Annotated in this window: 15 protein-coding genes and 1 tRNA gene; 4 read left to right on the top strand and 12 right to left on the bottom strand. The window is 67.1% G+C overall.

Annotated elements, in window-relative coordinates:
- Positions 1–158: 158 nt before the first annotated feature.
- Both ACIOTO_RS03845 and ACIOTO_RS03850 read left to right on the top strand, forming a co-directional pair.
- Positions 159–1,121, top strand: coding sequence for a DUF2599 domain-containing protein (locus tag ACIOTO_RS03845; protein ID WP_400856585.1), 963 nt, complete (start codon positions 159–161; stop codon positions 1,119–1,121).
- 8 nt (positions 1,122–1,129) lie between these two features.
- Positions 1,130–1,339, top strand: coding sequence for a hypothetical protein (locus ACIOTO_RS03850; protein ID WP_215068034.1), 210 nt, complete (start codon positions 1,130–1,132; stop codon positions 1,337–1,339).
- 66 nt (positions 1,340–1,405) lie between these two features.
- Here ACIOTO_RS03850 and ACIOTO_RS03855 read toward each other — a convergent pair whose 3' ends face one another.
- The 9 genes from ACIOTO_RS03855 to serS form a co-directional block, all read right to left on the bottom strand.
- A complete protein-coding gene (locus tag ACIOTO_RS03855) occupies positions 1,406–2,353 on the bottom strand; it encodes a carbohydrate ABC transporter permease (protein ID WP_400856588.1) in 948 nt (315 codons plus the stop codon).
- A complete protein-coding gene (locus tag ACIOTO_RS03860; protein WP_400856589.1) occupies positions 2,350–3,315 on the bottom strand; it encodes a carbohydrate ABC transporter permease in 966 nt (321 codons plus the stop codon). The genes ACIOTO_RS03855 and ACIOTO_RS03860 overlap by 4 nt, the downstream gene beginning before the upstream one ends.
- A 6-nt stretch (positions 3,316–3,321) precedes the next feature.
- Positions 3,322–4,692 carry an ABC transporter substrate-binding protein gene (locus ACIOTO_RS03865; protein WP_400856591.1) on the bottom strand — a complete coding sequence of 457 codons (1,371 nt, stop codon included), beginning with the start codon at positions 4,690–4,692 and terminating at the stop codon, positions 3,322–3,324.
- Positions 4,693–4,734: 42 nt separating this feature from the next.
- A complete protein-coding gene (locus ACIOTO_RS03870) occupies positions 4,735–6,378 on the bottom strand; it encodes a glycoside hydrolase family 13 protein (protein ID WP_400858072.1) in 1,644 nt (547 codons plus the stop codon).
- Between the two features lie 179 nt (positions 6,379–6,557).
- Complete coding sequence (locus ACIOTO_RS03875; RefSeq protein WP_400856593.1) at positions 6,558–7,562, bottom strand: LacI family DNA-binding transcriptional regulator; 1,005 nt, start codon at positions 7,560–7,562, stop codon at positions 6,558–6,560.
- Between the two features lie 63 nt (positions 7,563–7,625).
- Positions 7,626–8,864: an LCP family protein gene (locus ACIOTO_RS03880; RefSeq protein WP_400856595.1), complete on the bottom strand. Its 1,239-nt coding sequence runs from the start codon at positions 8,862–8,864 to the stop codon at positions 7,626–7,628.
- 50 nt (positions 8,865–8,914) lie between these two features.
- Positions 8,915–8,999 (bottom strand) — tRNA-Ser (locus tag ACIOTO_RS03885).
- 43 nt (positions 9,000–9,042) lie between these two features.
- Positions 9,043–9,864, bottom strand: a complete 822-nt coding sequence (locus ACIOTO_RS03890; RefSeq protein WP_029263736.1) for an HAD family hydrolase — start codon at positions 9,862–9,864, stop codon at positions 9,043–9,045.
- Complete coding sequence (serS, locus tag ACIOTO_RS03895) at positions 9,861–11,177, bottom strand: serine--tRNA ligase (RefSeq protein ID WP_400856597.1); 1,317 nt, start codon at positions 11,175–11,177, stop codon at positions 9,861–9,863. Before serS ends, ACIOTO_RS03890 begins: the two co-directional genes overlap by 4 nt.
- Positions 11,178–11,288: 111 nt before the next feature.
- Between serS and ACIOTO_RS03900 the strand changes: the two genes are divergently transcribed.
- Positions 11,289–11,669 (top strand): nuclear transport factor 2 family protein, encoded by a 381-nt coding sequence (locus ACIOTO_RS03900; protein WP_029263734.1) that lies wholly within the window; start codon positions 11,289–11,291, stop codon positions 11,667–11,669.
- Positions 11,670–11,703: 34 nt separating this feature from the next.
- Here the strand turns inward: ACIOTO_RS03900 and ACIOTO_RS03905 are convergent, their stop codons facing one another.
- A complete protein-coding gene (locus ACIOTO_RS03905; protein WP_262002181.1) occupies positions 11,704–12,234 on the bottom strand; it encodes an RNA polymerase sigma factor in 531 nt (176 codons plus the stop codon).
- 82 nt (positions 12,235–12,316) lie between these two features.
- Here ACIOTO_RS03905 and ACIOTO_RS03910 point away from each other — a divergent pair, with 82 nt between their 5' ends.
- Positions 12,317–13,315 (top strand): diacylglycerol kinase family protein, encoded by a 999-nt coding sequence (locus tag ACIOTO_RS03910; protein ID WP_372468358.1) that lies wholly within the window; start codon positions 12,317–12,319, stop codon positions 13,313–13,315.
- 109 nt (positions 13,316–13,424) lie between these two features.
- Here the strand turns inward: ACIOTO_RS03910 and ACIOTO_RS03915 are convergent, their stop codons facing one another.
- Together ACIOTO_RS03915 and cls are read right to left on the bottom strand one after the other, a co-directional pair.
- Positions 13,425–14,153, bottom strand: a complete 729-nt coding sequence (locus ACIOTO_RS03915) for a hypothetical protein (RefSeq protein ID WP_262002179.1) — start codon at positions 14,151–14,153, stop codon at positions 13,425–13,427.
- Between the two features lie 56 nt (positions 14,154–14,209).
- Positions 14,210–15,670 carry a cardiolipin synthase gene (gene cls / locus ACIOTO_RS03920; protein ID WP_400856601.1) on the bottom strand — a complete coding sequence of 487 codons (1,461 nt, stop codon included), beginning with the start codon at positions 15,668–15,670 and terminating at the stop codon, positions 14,210–14,212.
- Positions 15,671–15,674: the final 4 nt, after the last annotated feature.

Raw genomic sequence — 15,674 nt, forward strand, 5'->3', positions numbered from 1 at the left:
CGGGGAATCCGCACGAATTGGGCCCCCGCGGCCGCATGCTCCACATCTGAGGATCGACGCTTGTCCCCCATGCGGCCTACAGACGACGGGGAACCGGCGTGCGAGTGTCCCGGTTCAGGGCGCGAATCTTGCGCGTCGTCGACTGAGAAGAGAAATCCATGTTGAAGCTCAAACCCCTTGCCCGGATGTGTGTCGCCACGGTCGTCACCGCAGCTATGTACATCGGTGCGGCCTCACCGCCAGTAGCGGCTGACCCCGGCGACGAAACAAGCGCCCTCGAGGTAATTGAAGCGGCCACTCCTGGAGCTGATCACGCGGCTGTGCTCACCGCACAAGAAAGCACGAGCACCGAAGAGTACGTCTCACATGTTCCCCTCATGGACACCGTCATCACCATCCCGATGGACGCGTCCGCCGGGGTTCTCCTCGACCAAGGTAGCGACGTCGTGACGATTGGACTTCCCAACGCAGCAGAAGCATCGGCTGGCGTTGCTGACGAGGACGGTCTCGTGCACTACGACAATGCGGACGGGTCCACCACTGTCCCACTGGTGCGTGAGGATGGAGCTGTACAGATCACGACCCTGATAAACGATTCGTCCGCGCCGACGCGCTACGAGTACCCGATTGTCGTTGCCGATGGCGGCCAGCTAATCGATGTGGGAGAGGGCTTCTTCGCCATCCTTGACGCGACCGGCCAGCCGACGGCCATGATCGCCCCTGCTTGGGCCACGGACGCGAGCGGTCGTGACGTGCCCACCCGATACGGACAGGTAGGGGATACCTTGGTTCAGGTCGTTGAGCACAGCGCCGATTATGCGTATCCGATCGTTGCTGATCCTGCTGTGAGGGGGAACCTCATCACAGCCGTCGGCTTCAAGCAGAGCAGCTCCGGTATAACGGTAAGCGTCACGCCGCGCTCTGGCTGGGCGATCACGCCGTTCTCTAACTGGTGGGCCGAGTACAAGCTTTGGGTCGCCTCGTGGTACGAGGGCAACAAGTTCTACAACCAGCTGCGATGCCACGTCGACATCGCGCCGTTCAAGTCACCGTGGAACCTCGACGCTTGGCGGCCTGACGTAAGCTACAGCAACGTCTTGGCCGCAGCCTGCAACCCCTAGGAGCGATCATGAAACAGCACACCCGATGGGTGATGATCGGTATCGGGTTCGTCGGGGTCGCAGTCATCGTCCTCGCCTGTGTCCTGGCGATTGCTGAGGGCTATGTCTCGGACGCAACACACGCAACCGGAAACCTCGCCTCGGCTGCTCTCACGTTCCTTCTCGGCGCATGTCTCATGTTCATAGGATTCGGCAGCATTCTCTTCCGTAGGCAGTGAACTGATATCGGCGGTGCCACGTCCGGCTGTGGCACCGCAGATATGCACCACCAACCATTTCGCCGACTACCCCTTCACCGCACCCCCGAGTCCGGCCGAGCGCAGGAACACCGACTGGAAGATCAGGAACATCGCGATCGGGATGAGCGTCGCGATCGCGAGCGCAGCGAGAAACACGTCGAGCTCGGTCTGCGACTGCACGGCGGGAAGCCGCACCGACAGCGGCTGCACCGACGGGTCGGGGAGCACGAGCATCGGCCAGAGGTAGTCCTTCCACGCGGCGATGATCGCGAACACCGAGACCACACCGAGGATCGGCTTCGACATCGGCAGCACGATCGACCAGAACAGCCGGAAGGGACCGGCGCCGTCGGTGCGCGCGGCCTCGAACACCTCACGGGGCAGACTGTCGAAGAACCGCTTGACCAGCAGGATGTTGAACGCGTTCGCCCCCATCGGCAGCCACACGGCGAGGTAGTTGTTGAGCAGGCTCACATCCCCCAGCAGCGGCGGATGCACGATCGTCAGGTACAGCGGCACGAGCAGCACGATGCCGGGGATGAACAGCGTCGCCAGCACCAGCGCGTTCAGGATCGGCGCGTACTTCGGCTGCAACACCGAGAGCGCATAGCCCGCGGTCGTCGCGATGAACAGCTGCACGAACCAGGCGCCGAGCGCGATGATCACCGTGTTGAAGAAGTACTGGTCGATGTGGATGTCGTTCCACGCGGTCGACAGGTTCTCCCAGTCCATGCCGTTCGGCCACAGCGCGAACGGCTGCTGCAGGGTGTCCTGCGTCGGCGTGATGGCCGACTTCGCGAGCCACAGGATCGGGCCGAGGCCGGCGACGACCAGCCCGACGGTAAGGAACACATGCGTGATCGACATCCCGACGCGGATGCCGGGGCGCCGGCGCTCGGAGTCGGAGATGACCGTGCGATCTCCGACGCGGTCAGCGGCCTTCTCTGCCGCCTTCTCCGCGACACGGGTCGACAGGCGGGTGGTGAGGCTCACGTCGTGCTCCAACGGTCGGTCAGCTTGAAGTACAGCCAGGAGAGGAGGGCGAGAACGATCGCGAGCAGCACCGAGACGGCCGTCGCCTCGCCGTAGTCGCCACCGAGGCTGTTCCGGAAGGCCTTGTCGTAGATGTACAGCAGCACGGTCTTGGTCGCTCCGGCGGGGCCACCGCCGGTGAACAGGAACGGTTCGAGGAAGACCTGCGCGGTGGCGATCACCTGCAGGATCAGCATGATGAAGAGGATGCCGCGCAGCTGCGGCAGCGTGACGTGCCAGATCTTCTTCCAGATGCCGGCGCCGTCGACCTCGGCCGCGTCATACAGCTCGGGCGGCACGCCCAGGAGCGCAGCCAGGTAGATGATGATCGAACCTCCGGCGCCTGCCCACGTCGCCTCGAGCACGAGCGAGGGCATGGCCTGCACGGCGTCCTGGATCCACGGCTGCGGAGGGATGCCGACGAACCCGAGCACGGTGTTGAACACACCGGACGGGTCGGCGCTGTAGAAGAACTTCCACAGCAGCACCGCCACCACGGGCGGGATCACGACGGGGAGATACGCGAGCGCCGAGTAGATGCCCTTGCCGCGGCGCACCTCGCTCATCAGCACGGCCATGAGCAGCGGCAGAGGGAAGCCGAAGAGCAGAGCGAGCACGGCGAACCACAGGGTGTTGATCACGGCCCGACCGAGTTCGGGGTCGCCGATCACGGCGAGGTAGTTGTCGATTCCGACCCACTCGGAGACGATCAGGTTCGTCTTCTGCAGGCTCATGATCACCGACTGCACGATCGGCGACCACGAGAAGAAGATGAACACGAACAGCATCGGGAGCACGAACAGGAGGTTCGCGAGCCCGCCGCCGCGGAACCACGTGAGCGGTGAGCGGCGGCGGGAACGGCGCACAGCGGGCGGCGGAGAGTCCTCCACCGCCGCCCGCTGCTCGGAGAGCGTCATCGTCATGGAGCGTTACTCGTCGAGCTTCGCCTGCGCATCGGCCTGCACCTGGGCGAGCAGCGCGTCGATGTCGGCGTTCTGATCGGTCAGGACGGTCTGCACCGCGGTGTCGAGAAGCGCGTAGACCTCCTGCGTCTTCACCTTCGGCTCACCGACCGGCGTCTGGTCCCAGATGCGGTCGCTGAACGGCGCCATCTGGTCGACCGGCACGTTGATGTAGTCGGCGATCCACTCCTGCGACTCGTCGTACAGCTCGCGGCTCAGCACCGGCAGCAGCGGCGTGCCGACGGCCTGACCGGACTCGTTCAGGGTCTTCGCGTCGAGGACAGCCGCGTCCTCGTCCATGAGCTTCTGCATGTAGTACCAGTCGATCCAGGTCACCGCTGCGGCCTTCGTCGTGTCGTCGACCGTAGGGCTGATCACGGCGATGTCGCCGCCGCCGAGAGTACCGGGGTCATCGCCCTCCATCGGCACGACCGTCATGCCGTAGATCGCCGAGTCCATGCCGAAGTCCCGCACGAGCGCGGTGTAGATGTCGGAACCCGAGGTGTACATGCCGATGTTGCCGGCCGCGAACTCCTGGTTGATGGTTCCCCAGTCGAGGTCGACCTTGGAACCGAAGGCCTTGTCCTCCCACTTCACGTCGTGCAGGAACTGCAGCGCCGCCTTGGTGGCGTCGTTGTCGATCGTCGACTCCGCCGTGCCGTCGCCGTTGTCGGTCTGCGTCCGACCGCCGCGCGCCACCGTCTGCGAGGTCAGCTGCCAGCCTCCGGTGTTGTTGATCGCCATCTGCGCGTAGCCGGCCTTGCCCGTGGCATCCGTGATGGCCTTGGCGGCCTCGCGGATCTCGTCCCACGTCTCCGGCGGGTTGTCGGGGTCGAGCCCGGCCTGCGTGAACAGGTCGCGGTTGTAGTGCAGTGCGGCCGCATAGGCCTGGCGCGGGAAGCCGTAGATCTTGCCGTCGTCGCCCGTCACGACGTCGAGGATGATCGGGTTGAACTTGTCGGTGTAGCCGAGCTCGTCGATGGCGTCGGTGACGTCCATCAGCTGGCCGTTCTCGAGCAGCGTCTTGGAGTCGGTGAACGGCACGGTGAAGACGTCGGGCAGGCTTCCGCCGGCGAGCTGCACGGCGAAGGTCGGCCCCTCCCACTCGTACTCGACACCCACGATGTCGATGTCGGGATGCTCCTTCTCGAACTGCTTCTCCTGTTCGGCAAACGCCTCATAGGCGGCAGCATCCGCTCCCGGGGGGAACGTCGCGACCCGCAGCTCGGTCTTGCCGTCGGCACTGTCGTCGCCCCCGCTCGACGTGCAGCCGGCGAGCGCGCCGACCGTCGTGAGCACGGCGACGCCGGCGACGAGGGCTTTCATCGGTGACTTCATTGTCTGTGTCCTTCCATGTGGTGCTGATCGGGTGGTGCAGGGCTAGTCGGTCGCTCGCGACGAGCGCCCGGGGACGGCTCGGAGCGCGAGCCAGGCGGTGGAATCCGGGGGCAGCTCACCGTCGAGCGGGGCGCTGGCGAGAAGCACCTCGTGATGCGCGGGGAGAGGCACCGGCACGGCACCCAGGTTCGTGATGCTGACGGTGCCGTCGCCGCGGCGGAACGCGAGGATGTCTGCTCCGAGCTCCAACCACTCCAGGTCGCTGCCGGCGAGATCCGCGATCCGCTTCCGCAGGGCGATCGCCGCGCGGTACAGGTTCAGGGTCGAGGCGGGGTCGGCGTCCTGCGTCTCGACGGTGAGCGTCGCCCAGTCGTCCGGCTGCGGAAGCCACGGGGTGCCCCCGAAGCCGTAAGGGGTCACCGTCCCCGCCCAGGGCAGCGGAACCCGGCATCCATCGCGTCCCGGATCGACACCCCCGGAACGGAAGTGCATGGGGTCCTCGATCGCGTCGAGCGGCAGCTCCACCTCGGGCAGACCGAGCTCGTCGCCCTGGTAGATGTAGAGACTGCCGGGGAGCGCGGCGACGAGCAGCGATGCCGCGCGGGCCCGACGCGCGCCTCGAACCGCGTCCGTCGGGGTGCCGAACCTCTTGCGCTCGAACGCGAACGACGAATCGGCCTGCCCGTAGCGGGTGACCGGCCGCGTGACGTCGTGATTCGAGAGCACCCAGGTCGCGGGGGCACCGACGGGCGCGTGCTCGGCGAGGGTGCGCGTGATGGAGTCACGCATCGCCTGAGCGTTCCACGGCTGCGTCATGAACCCGAAGTTGAAGGCGGTGTGCATCTCGCCAGGGCGCAGGTAACGGGCGAAGCGCTCCGCGTCGTCGAGCCAGACCTCTCCGACGAGCACGCGCTCGCCGTCGTATTCGTCGGCGACGGCACGCCAGTCGCGGTAGATGTCGTGCAGTTCGTCGCGGTCGATGTGCGGATGCCCCGAGGCCGGTGCCGTGCCGGCGGGGAGGTCCGGCAGCGCCGGGTCCTTGACCGGGAGGGCCGCCGAGTCGATGCGCACCCCGGCGACTCCGCGGTCGAACCAGAAGCGCAGGACGTCTTCGTGCTCGCGCCGCACATCGGGGTGGTTCCAGTTGAGATCGGGCTGCTGCGGTGTGAACAGGTGCAGGTACCACTCCCCTGGGGTGCCGTCGGGGTTCCGCGTGCGCGTCCACGTCTCGCCCTGAAAGCTCGACACCCAGTTCGTCGGCATCTCCGCACCGTCCGCGCCTCGACCGGGATGGAACCAGAAGCGCTGGCGCTCCGGGCTCCCCGGCTGCGCCGCCAGCGCCTGCTGGAACCACTCATGCCGGTCGGAGATGTGGTTCGGCACGATGTCGACGATGGTGCGGATGCCGTACTCGAGCGCTTCGGCGATCAGCTGCTCCGCCTCCTCGAGCGTGCCGAAGCGCGGGTCGATGAGCCGGTAGTCCTGCACGTCGTAGCCGCCGTCGGCGAGCGGGCTCCGGTACCACGGCGTGAACCACAGGGCGTCGACGCCGAGGCTCTTCAGGTAGGGCAGCCGTGAGCGCACGCCGGCGAGGTCGCCGATCCCATCGCCGTTGCCGTCGGCGAAGCTGCGCACGTACACCTGGTAGATCACCGCAGTGCGCCACCATCCCTCGCCCGCGGGCATGGTCAGCGTGCGTGCGGGTGCGGCCGTGCGCAGAACGTCGGTGTCCACGGAACTCCTCGTCGTCGGTGGCGATGAGTCGAATGTAGCTTTCTCTAACGTTCCACGCAAGAACTAAACAGATTGTTGGAATTTTGCAATGCCTTGCAGGCGCACAGAAGACCGCACCTTCCGGGTGTCGGTCAGACCAGTGGCCCCGTCGAAGCGCGCAGCACCAGCTCGGGTTCGAACAGCAACTCGTCGCTCGGCTGGGAGGTGCCGGCGATCTGCGCGAGCAGCAGCGCGATGATCGCGCGCCCCATCGACTCGATCGGCTGCCGCACCGTGGTCAGCGGCGGTTCCGTGCAGCTCATCAGCGCCGAGTCGTCGAACCCGACGATGCTCACCTCTCCCGGCACCGACAGTCCCGCGCGCCGTGCGGCACGCACGGCCCCGAGTGCCATCGGATCGCTCGCGCACACGATGGCCGTGGCGCCGGCGGCGAAGAGTCGCGCCGCCCCGGCCTGCCCCGACTCGAGCGAGTACATGCCGCGCACGACGAGGTCGTCCGAGAGCGGCGCTCCGAGCTTCTCGAGCAGACGGCGCGCGGAGTCGAGCTTGCGCTGCGACGGCACATGGTCCTCCGGCCCCAGCAGCAACCCGATGCGGCGATGCCCCAGCTGGTGCACGTGCAGGACCGCCTGCTCGGCCGCAGCCGCATCGTCGGTGGAGACGGTCGCGAACTGCAGCTCGGGGACGCGGGCGTTGACGAGCACGGTCGGCAGGTTCACCTGGCGCAGCCGCTCGTAGTGCTGGTGGGCGGCATCCGCCTGCGTGTAGTTGCCACCGAGGAAGATCACCCCGGACACCTGCTGCGCGAGGAGCAGGTCGACGTAGTCCGATTCGGTCACCCCGCCGGCGTTCTGCGTGCACAGCAGCGGGGTGTACCCGTTCTGCGTGAGTGCACCTCCGACGATCTCGGCGAACGCGGGGAAGATCGGGTTCTGCAGCTCAGGCAGCACCAGGCCGACCAGGCGCGCGCGCTCGCCGCGCAGCTTCGTCGGGCGCTCATAGCCGAGCACGTCGAGGGCGGTCAGCACCGCCTGCCGGGTGGCATCCGAAACGCCCGGCTTGTCGTTGAGCACACGGCTGACCGTGGCTTCACTCACTCCGACCTTGCGCGCCACCTCGGCGAGTCGCTTCGACATGGGGTCAGTGTACGCAAGTTCTTGCAAGAACGCGCAAACGGGTTGCGCTGATGCAGTCGCGACTCAGCGGACGTTGCCGTTGGAGCAGGTCTCCTGAGCCGCAGAATTGCCCTTGATCGAGTCCGGCAGCGCCACGACGTTGTCCGGGGTCGCAGAGGGGTCCGGCGTCGCCTCTTCGACCGGCGCCGTCGGCTCCTGCACGACGACACCGTCGTTGCTGTTGTTCTGGTGGGTGATCTGCAGCTGCGCGTTCGCCTCGATCGCATCCCAGAGCGCCGCGGCCGCTTCCTCGTTGGGCACGACCTTGTTCGGGTCGGCATAGTCGGCACCGGTCGGGTACTGCACGAAGACGATGTCCTCGAACGGGACCGACTTCACGGCGAGCGCGATCTGGACGAGCGTCATCGGGTTGTTCGCCAACGACGTGCTGGCCTCGAGGTTGCTCAGCGCCGTGTTCGCCAGCTTGAGCATGACGGGCACGTTGCCCAGCACCTCGCCGCTGATCATCTTGCGGGCGAGGCTCGACATGTACTGCTGCTGGTTGCCGATGCGGCCGAGGTCGCTGCCATCACCGACACCGTGTCGGGTGCGAAGGAACTGCAGCGCCTGAAGGCCCTCCACGGTGTGCGTTCCCGCGGCCATGTCCAGACCGGTGTAGCGGTCCTTGATCGGGTTCGCCAGGCACACGTCGACGCCGCCGATGGCGTTGGTGATCTCGATCACGCCGCCGAAGGTCACGGATGCCGCGAACTGGACCTCTTGGTCGGTGAGTTGGGAGATCGTCTGGACGACACAGTTCAGGCCGCCGTCCGTGTAGGCCGTGTTGAGAGGCTGCTTGCTCATCGCCGAGTGCACGTTGCCGTCTTCGTCCGTGCACTCCGGGATGGGGAGCATCAGATCGCGCGGGAAGCTGACGACGGTGATCCGGCGGGGCTCCTGCGACACGTGCACCAGAAGGTTCACGTCGTTGAGTGTGCCCTCGGCGTCTCCCCCGGTGCACCGGTCACCGAACAGATCTTTGTACTTCTCTTCACAGGTGTCGACACCTGTGAGGACGAGATTGAAGCCGCTCTCGTACTCGCCGATGTCCGGCGGGATGACTTCCTGGCCGTCCAGGTCGACGGCGTTCGCCGCGACGGTGCTCGAGAAGTCGTACGCGATGTAAGTGGCGACACCGAAACCGCTGACGAGCACCACGGCCAGACCGATCGCGATGAACTTCAGCAGCTGGCTGAGCGAACTCGGCGTCTCGAGTTGACCGTGTCGTGCGATGGTGCGGCGGCGGCGGGTGTTCTCGCTCACACGGGCCCTTTCGGATTCAGCACCGGTGCGGGGTCACCGTGCTCACTATGCGGAGGGTGTGGGATTCGAACCCACGAGACATCTCTGCCCACTGGTTTTCAAGACCAGCTCCATCGGCCGCTCGGACAACCCTCCTCGACAGACGTATCTGTCGACAAGGCGTGAGTCTAGCCGAGTTCTATTCTCCCGCGCTGACCTGGGCGGGCGCTGGAAGCGTGTCGAGCGCCTGCGCCAGCCCGCCGTCCTCGACGTCGGCGGTGACCTCGCTCGCGGCTTCCTTCACCTCGTCCGGAGCCTGCCCCATCGCCACGGCCCGTCCCTCGAGGGAGCGTGCCCAGCCGAACATGCCGATGTCGTTGCGCCCGTCGCCGGCCACCAGGATGCGTCCGCCGTCGAGCCCGAGCTCGGTGCGCACCTGCTCCAGCGCGGTGCCCTTGTCCACGCCCTGCGGGGCGATGTCCAACCACGCGGTCCACCCGATCGCGTAGGAGACCTCGTTGAGGCCGGCATCCGCCACCAGGCGATGGAAGTCGTCTTCGTCATGCCCGGGAGAGACGACCACGATGCGGGAGACCGGCAGCGCGCCGAGTTCGTCGAAGTCGACCTGTCGGCCGCCGTCGAGCGTCCAGTCGTCGAGCTGCTCGGTGAACAACCTCTGCCCCGAGGCGAGTTCGACCATGTACCGGGCGTCCGGAAGACGGTCGCGCAGCAGTCCGAGCACGGGAGTCGGGTCGAAGGTCTCGACGTTCCAACGCTCCCAGTCGTCACCGTCGCGGCGCATCGTCACGGCACCGTTGGAGCACACGACGTAGTCGGCGGTGAGACCGAGCTCCTCGACATAGCGGCGCGTGGCCATCCAGCTGCGTCCGGTCGCGATGGTCACCACGTGTCCGGCATCGCGCACGCGCGCGACCGCCTCGGGCACACCGGGGCTCATGGTCTCGTCCTGCAGCAGGATGGTGCCGTCGACGTCGAGTCCGACCAGCCAGTGCCCCGTCATCGAGCAGCCCGCCCGTCACCGAGCGGCAGGATCACTTCGAGCCCGCCAAGGTAGGGGCGCAGCACCTCGGGCACACGCACCGATCCGTCGGCCTGCTGATGCGTCTCGAGCAGGGCGACGATCCAGCGCGTGGTGGCGAGCGTGCCGTTGAGGGTGGCCACGTGCTGCGTCTTCGCCGCACCTGGAGCGGCAGTATCCGTCACATCGACGACCGGACGGTGCCGGACGTCGAGTCGGCGTGCCTGGAAGGTCGTGCAGTTCGACGTCGACGTGAGCTCGCGGAACGCTCCCTGCGTCGGCACCCACGCCTCGATGTCGTACTTGCGCGCCGCGCTCGAACCGAGATCGCCCGCGGCGACATCGATCACACGGTAGGAGAGCCCGAGGGAGGTGAGCATCTCCTCCTGCAGCGCGACGAGGCGCAGGTGCTCCGCCTCGGACTCCTCTGCGGTCGTGTAGACGAACATCTCGAGCTTGTTGAACTGATGCACCCTGATGATGCCGCGGGTGTCCTTGCCGTGCGAACCCGCTTCGCGGCGGTAGCAGGTCGACCAGCCCGCATAGCGGAGGGCGCCGTCGGCGAGGTCGACGATCTCATCCTTGTGGTACCCGGCGAGCGCGACCTCGCTGGTGCCGACGAGGTACAGGTCGTCGTCCTTGTCGAGGTGGTAGACCTCGTCGGCGTGCTCGCCGAGGAACCCGGTGCCCTGCATGATCTCGGGGCGCACGAGGGTGGGCGTGATCAGCGGCACGAACCCGTTCTGCAGAGCCTTGTCGAGAGCGAGGTTCATGAGGGCGATCTCGAGGCGAGCCCCGATGCCGCGCAGGAAGTAGAAGCGCGCGCCGGAGACCTTCGCTCCGCGCTCCATGTCGATCGCGCCGAGGAGCTCACCGAGCTCGAGGTGGTCGCGCGGTTCGAAGTCGAATGCGGGCACCTCGCCCACCCGACGCAGTTCGACGAAGTCGGCCTCGCCGCCGGCGGGGACGCCGTCGATGACGACGTTCTCGATCCGGGCGAGTGCGGCGGCGGCGGCATCCGCAGCCTCGTTCGCCGCATGCTGCGCCTGCTTCACACGGTCGGCGAGGTCCTTGGCCTGCGCGACGAGCGCGGCCTTCTCCTCTTTGGGGGCCTTCGCGACCTGCTTGCCGAACGCGTTCTGCTCGGCGCGCAGTTCCTCGAAGGCGGAGAGTGCGGCCCGGCGCGATCGATCGGCCTCGAGTGCGACGTCGACGGTGCTCTGGTCGTTGCCACGGGCAGCCTGTGAACGGCGGACGATCTCCGGGTTTTCGCGGAGGAGTGCGAGGTCGATCATCTCCCAAGTCTACGGTGCCGTACCGACGGCGAATCCGGATGTCACACCCTCGCCGCTGCGTCGTCTTCCTTTGCAGAGGTCGGCATTCGGTCGACCCAGGAAAGGAACCCCATGACCATCCCCGTGACCTCCCTCGACCAGCTGAACCTGGCGTTCGCCGACCGGTTCAACGCCCGCGACCTCGACGGCCTGATGGCCTTGAACACGTCGGACGTCGTCTTCGTCCCTGCGCCGGGAACGGCCGTCACGGGCACGGCCGCCGTGCGCGGCGCGCTCGAGCAGTTCCTCGGGCTGAACCTGCCCATCTCGATGCGTGTCCGTCACGTCTTCGAGAGTGCCGGTACCGGACTCGCGATCGCGGACTGGACCATCACCGGCACCGGTCCCGACGGTTCCGAGATCGCCCTCGCGGGCACCACGGCCGATGTCGCGGTGCACGACGAGGTGCACGGCTGGCGGTACGCCGTCGACAACCCCTTCGGCACGGCCTGAACCTTTCGGGGGAGGTCCGACGATCGGGCCTCCCTCAGCCGTCACCCATGCCTGTCGTGCGGCAGGCCCGCAGCGCCTTGCGTGCCCGCGAGATCCGTTGCCGCGCGGCTGCGGGCTCGATCCCGAGGCGTGCTGCCACCTCGTCCGCGGAGAGACCGTCGACGACGGCCAGCAGCAGGGGCTCACGGATGGTCTCCGGCAGCGAATGCAGAGCCTCGAGCGCGCCGTCGAGGAACACGCGGATCTCCACCGCGGCATCCACGCCCGTCTGCTCGCCGGCGGTGTCGTCGTCGAGAACGGCCTCCGGCCGGCGCGCACGCTGCCGGGCCAGGTCGATGGCGACGTTCCGCGCGATGGCGTCGAGCCAGGAACATACGCGGCCGGGTTCCGGCGTCTCGAGATGCGCGACCGAGCGCCAGGCGCGCAGCAGGGAGGTCTGCGCAGCGTCTTCGGCATCCGCAGCGGGTACCCCCAACGAGATGCTGCGGCGACGGAGTCGGTCGGGTTCCGCCGTGATCAGTCCGGAGAGCACCGCGCGGGTCGCGTCGTCGGAACCATCGTGCATCCGGATGCTCCTCGTCCTCGCGACCGGAATGGCGCGGTCCGTTTGTGACCGACCCGGGCGCGTCCCGGTTTAGAGTAGCGCCATGACCACCAGCGCCCCCGTTCAACGACAGGCGGCGCTCATCTACAACCCGATCAAGGTCGACGGCAAGCATCTGCGTGCGACGGTGCGTGATATGTCACGCGAGGCCGGATGGGATCACCCCGCCTTCTACCCGACGACCATCGAGGATGCCGGGCAGGGTGCGACGGCTCATGCGCTCGCACGCAACGTGGATGTCGTGCTGGTCGCCGGCGGCGACGGCACCGTGCGTGCGGTCTCGGAGGCGATCGCGAACTCAGGAGTCGCCCTGGCGATCCTGCCGAGCGGCACGGGCAACCTGCTCGCGCGCAATCTCGGCCTGCCGCTCGCCGATCCGGCGGAGATGATCCGTGCGGCGCTCGGCGACTTCCGCCATCCGATCGACATCGGCCGGGCGCGACTGACCCGTGAGAACGGCGACGAGGAGGAGCACGCGTTCGTGGTGCTGGCCGGCATGGGGCTGGACGCCGACATGATCGCCAACACCCGCTCGGATCTGAAGAAGTCCGTGGGGTGGATCGCCTACGTCGACGGAGCAGCACGCTCCCTCCCCCGCGCGAAGCCCTTCCGCGCCGTGTACCAGGTCGATGAGGGGCGGCTGCATTCGCACCGCGCGTACAGTCTGCTCTTCGCCAACTGCGGCACGCTTCCGGCCGGCATCGCCCTCATCCCGGACGCGTCGATCACGGATGCCGCCCTCGACATCGCCGTCATCCAGCCCACCGGAGTGCTCGGCTGGTTCGCCGTGTGGCGCAAGATCTGGTGGGACAACTCCGTACTGCGGCGCTTCCGCGCGGGGCGCCGTGTGCTCGAACGTCGCGGCAAGAACGCGTCGGTGCACTTCTTCCACGGGGCCGCGGCCGAAGCCGCCGCTCCGACTCCGATTCCGATCGAGCTCGACGGCGACGAGTTCGGCGCCGCCGTGCGCATCACGTGCTGGGCCGACCCCGGTGCGCTGCTGCTCGCGCTGCCGCCCGGCCACCCGGTTCACATGCTCTGAGGCGGAGCGGCACCCGTCAGCGCTTGCGTCGCTTGTTCACGATGATCACGCTGATCCCGGCCAAGAAGACGAGCGTGGCCCAGAAGATTTCCACGGTTACCCGTAGGGGTCAGCGGACCTCGACCGTGCCGTCGAGTCCACCGCCGACCAGCGTCAGCGTGAAGGTGCCGTCGTCGTCAACCGTGTCCTCCCCGAACGCGAGCAAGGTCGCTCGGGGTGCCATGTCCATCGTGCAGACCTGGTTCTCGTCGGTCACGAAGTACGCGGTTCCGGTGTTTCCCGCGCCCTCGAGAGACTCGATCTGCGGCAGGCAGCTCGACGATCCCCAGGTGAGCAGCACGAGGCCGTCGTCGTCGAGCCAAGCGGCGGACGGCTGGAACTCGGTCGTGCTTCCCGGTGTGCCGGTGGCGGCCGGGTCACCGTCGATGTCGACGTCGTCGGTGAGGTCACCGTAGGTCACGTTCAGGGTGATGTCCGACTTCGGGTCGACGCCCTCCGGCAGTGCGCCGAGGCTCGCCCGTGGAGCGAGATCCTTCGTGCACGGCTTCGGCGATTCCCCCTCGGGGTCGACGAGCGTCACGGTGACGGTCTGACCCTCGGCCGCGACCTGATCGACCTGCGGCACGCACGTCGATGAGCCCACCGTGATCACGGCGAACATGCGTCCATCGTCGAGCAGGGCGCCCTCGAAGTCGTTCTGGTCATCCACGTCTCCCGTGCCCGGAGCCGGCGAACTCGACGGGGCGTCGGAACCGGGGCCGGCGGTGCATCCCGCGACGAGAAGTGCTGCGGCGACGAGGCCGACGACAGAAGCGAGGGGACGAAGCGCAGAGGTCATGCTCACAGGGTAGCCCGCGGGCAGATCCCCCGGAAAGCCCGGATGGCCTGCGACGACTACTGCAGGGCGGAGGTCAGGCGGGCGAGGTTGTCGAGCACGGTCGAGCGCAGCGGCTGCTGCATCCACTCCTCGAGTGTCAGCTCACGGCTGAGGGAGCGGTACTTGTCCTCGACCTCGCGCATCTCCGTGACGAACTCCTCGCCGCGCACCAGCATCGAGACCTCGAGGTTCAGACCGAACGAGCGCATGTCCATGTTGCTGGAGCCGATGACGGCGACCTCGTCGTCGATGGTGAGCGTCTTGGTGTGCAGGATGTACGGCTTGCGGTACATCCAGATGCGGACACCGGCCTTGAGCAGCACCTCGTAGTAACTCCGCTGGGCGTGGTAGACCATCGCCTGATCGCCCTCTTCCGAGACGAAGAGCTCGACGTTGACGCCACGATCGACGGCCGCGGTCACGGCGAGCAGCAGCGCCTCGTCGGGGACGAAGTAGGGGCTGACGATCATGATCTTCTTCTTCGCGGCATACAGCAGCCCGAGGAAGAGGCGCAGGTTGTTCTCGACCTCGAACCCGGGGCCCGACGGCACGACCTGGCAGTCGAGGTCGCCGGAGCCGATGTTCGCGTGGGCGATGTCGATCCCCTCGAGCACCGTGTCGGTCTCGCTGTACCAGTCGGCGACGAAGATCGCGTTCACGCTCAGCACCACCGGCCCGTCGAGGCGGACCATGAGATCGACCCAGTGCAGCCCGCGCTTGATGTTCTTCGGCAGGTTGTATGTCGAATCCGTGATGTTCTGCGACCCGAGGAACGCGATGTTGCCGTCGACGACGAGGAGCTTGCGGTGATTGCGCAGATCAGGGCGCTGCATCTTGCCCTTGAGTGGCTGCACCGGCAACATCAGGTGCCAGTCCGCCCCCATCGCGTTGAGTCGGGCGATCGTCTGCCGATACCGGGGCTTGCCCTGGTTGGCCCAGTGATCGAGAAGCACCCGCACCTCTACGCCACGGGCGCACACCTCTTCGAGTGCGCGGAAGAAGTTGTCCGTCGCCGTGTCCGACTGGAGGATGTAGAACTCGACATGCACGTATTCCTCTGCGGTGCGGATGGCCTCGGCCATCTCGTCGAGCGACTCCTGGTAATCGGAGATCAGGTGCGCGCCGTTGTCACCGGAGAGCGGCAGCGCTCCGAGCTTCTGATTCATCTGGACGATCGGACCGAACCACGCGGGAGCGTTCGGGCGCAGTGTTCCGAAGTGCAGGTGCTCGCTCGTCTCGGCGATGTACTCGTTGATCTGGTCCTGCTTGCGCCGACGTGCGCGCGGTAGGCGCGGGTTTCCGATCAGCAGGAAGAGGAAGACTCCGACGAACGGGATGAAGAACACCGCGAGGAGCCAGGCCATCGCGGCGGTCGGACGCCGATTGCGCGGGATGACGATGATCGCCGTGACACGGATCGCGATGTCGAGCACCAGCAGGAAGGCGGCGATCCACCAGCCCCAGGTCTCCGCGGTCATCGTG

Origin of the sequence: Microbacterium sp. NPDC087592, from assembly GCF_044743585.1 — a bacterium.
In the GTDB taxonomy this organism is placed as follows: Bacteria; Actinomycetota; Actinomycetes; order Actinomycetales; family Microbacteriaceae; genus Microbacterium.

Bases quoted from the DNA above. Each gene is read 5' to 3' on its own strand.
- ACIOTO_RS03910 (WP_372468358.1), top strand. From the start codon at position 12,317: ATGACCACCAGCGCCCCCGTTCAACGACAGGCGGCGCTCATCTACAAC.
- ACIOTO_RS03900 (WP_029263734.1), top strand. From the start codon at position 11,289: ATGACCATCCCCGTGACCTCCCTCGACCAGCTGAACCTGGCGTTCGCC.
- ACIOTO_RS03905 (WP_262002181.1), bottom strand. From the start codon at position 12,234: ATGCACGATGGTTCCGACGACGCGACCCGCGCGGTGCTCTCCGGACTG.
- serS (WP_400856597.1), bottom strand. From the start codon at position 11,177: ATGATCGACCTCGCACTCCTCCGCGAAAACCCGGAGATCGTCCGCCGT.
- ACIOTO_RS03860 (WP_400856589.1), bottom strand. From the start codon at position 3,315: ATGACGATGACGCTCTCCGAGCAGCGGGCGGCGGTGGAGGACTCTCCG.
- ACIOTO_RS03870 (WP_400858072.1), bottom strand. From the start codon at position 6,378: ATGCCCGCGGGCGAGGGATGGTGGCGCACTGCGGTGATCTACCAGGTG.
- ACIOTO_RS03865 (WP_400856591.1), bottom strand. From the start codon at position 4,692: ATGAAGTCACCGATGAAAGCCCTCGTCGCCGGCGTCGCCGTGCTCACG.
- cls (WP_400856601.1), bottom strand. From the start codon at position 15,670: ATGACCGCGGAGACCTGGGGCTGGTGGATCGCCGCCTTCCTGCTGGTG.
- ACIOTO_RS03875 (WP_400856593.1), bottom strand. From the start codon at position 7,562: ATGTCGAAGCGACTCGCCGAGGTGGCGCGCAAGGTCGGAGTGAGTGAA.
- ACIOTO_RS03850 (WP_215068034.1), top strand. From the start codon at position 1,130: ATGAAACAGCACACCCGATGGGTGATGATCGGTATCGGGTTCGTCGGG.
- ACIOTO_RS03845 (WP_400856585.1), top strand. From the start codon at position 159: ATGTTGAAGCTCAAACCCCTTGCCCGGATGTGTGTCGCCACGGTCGTC.
- ACIOTO_RS03915 (WP_262002179.1), bottom strand. From the start codon at position 14,153: ATGACCTCTGCGCTTCGTCCCCTCGCTTCTGTCGTCGGCCTCGTCGCC.
- ACIOTO_RS03890 (WP_029263736.1), bottom strand. From the start codon at position 9,864: ATGACGGGGCACTGGCTGGTCGGACTCGACGTCGACGGCACCATCCTG.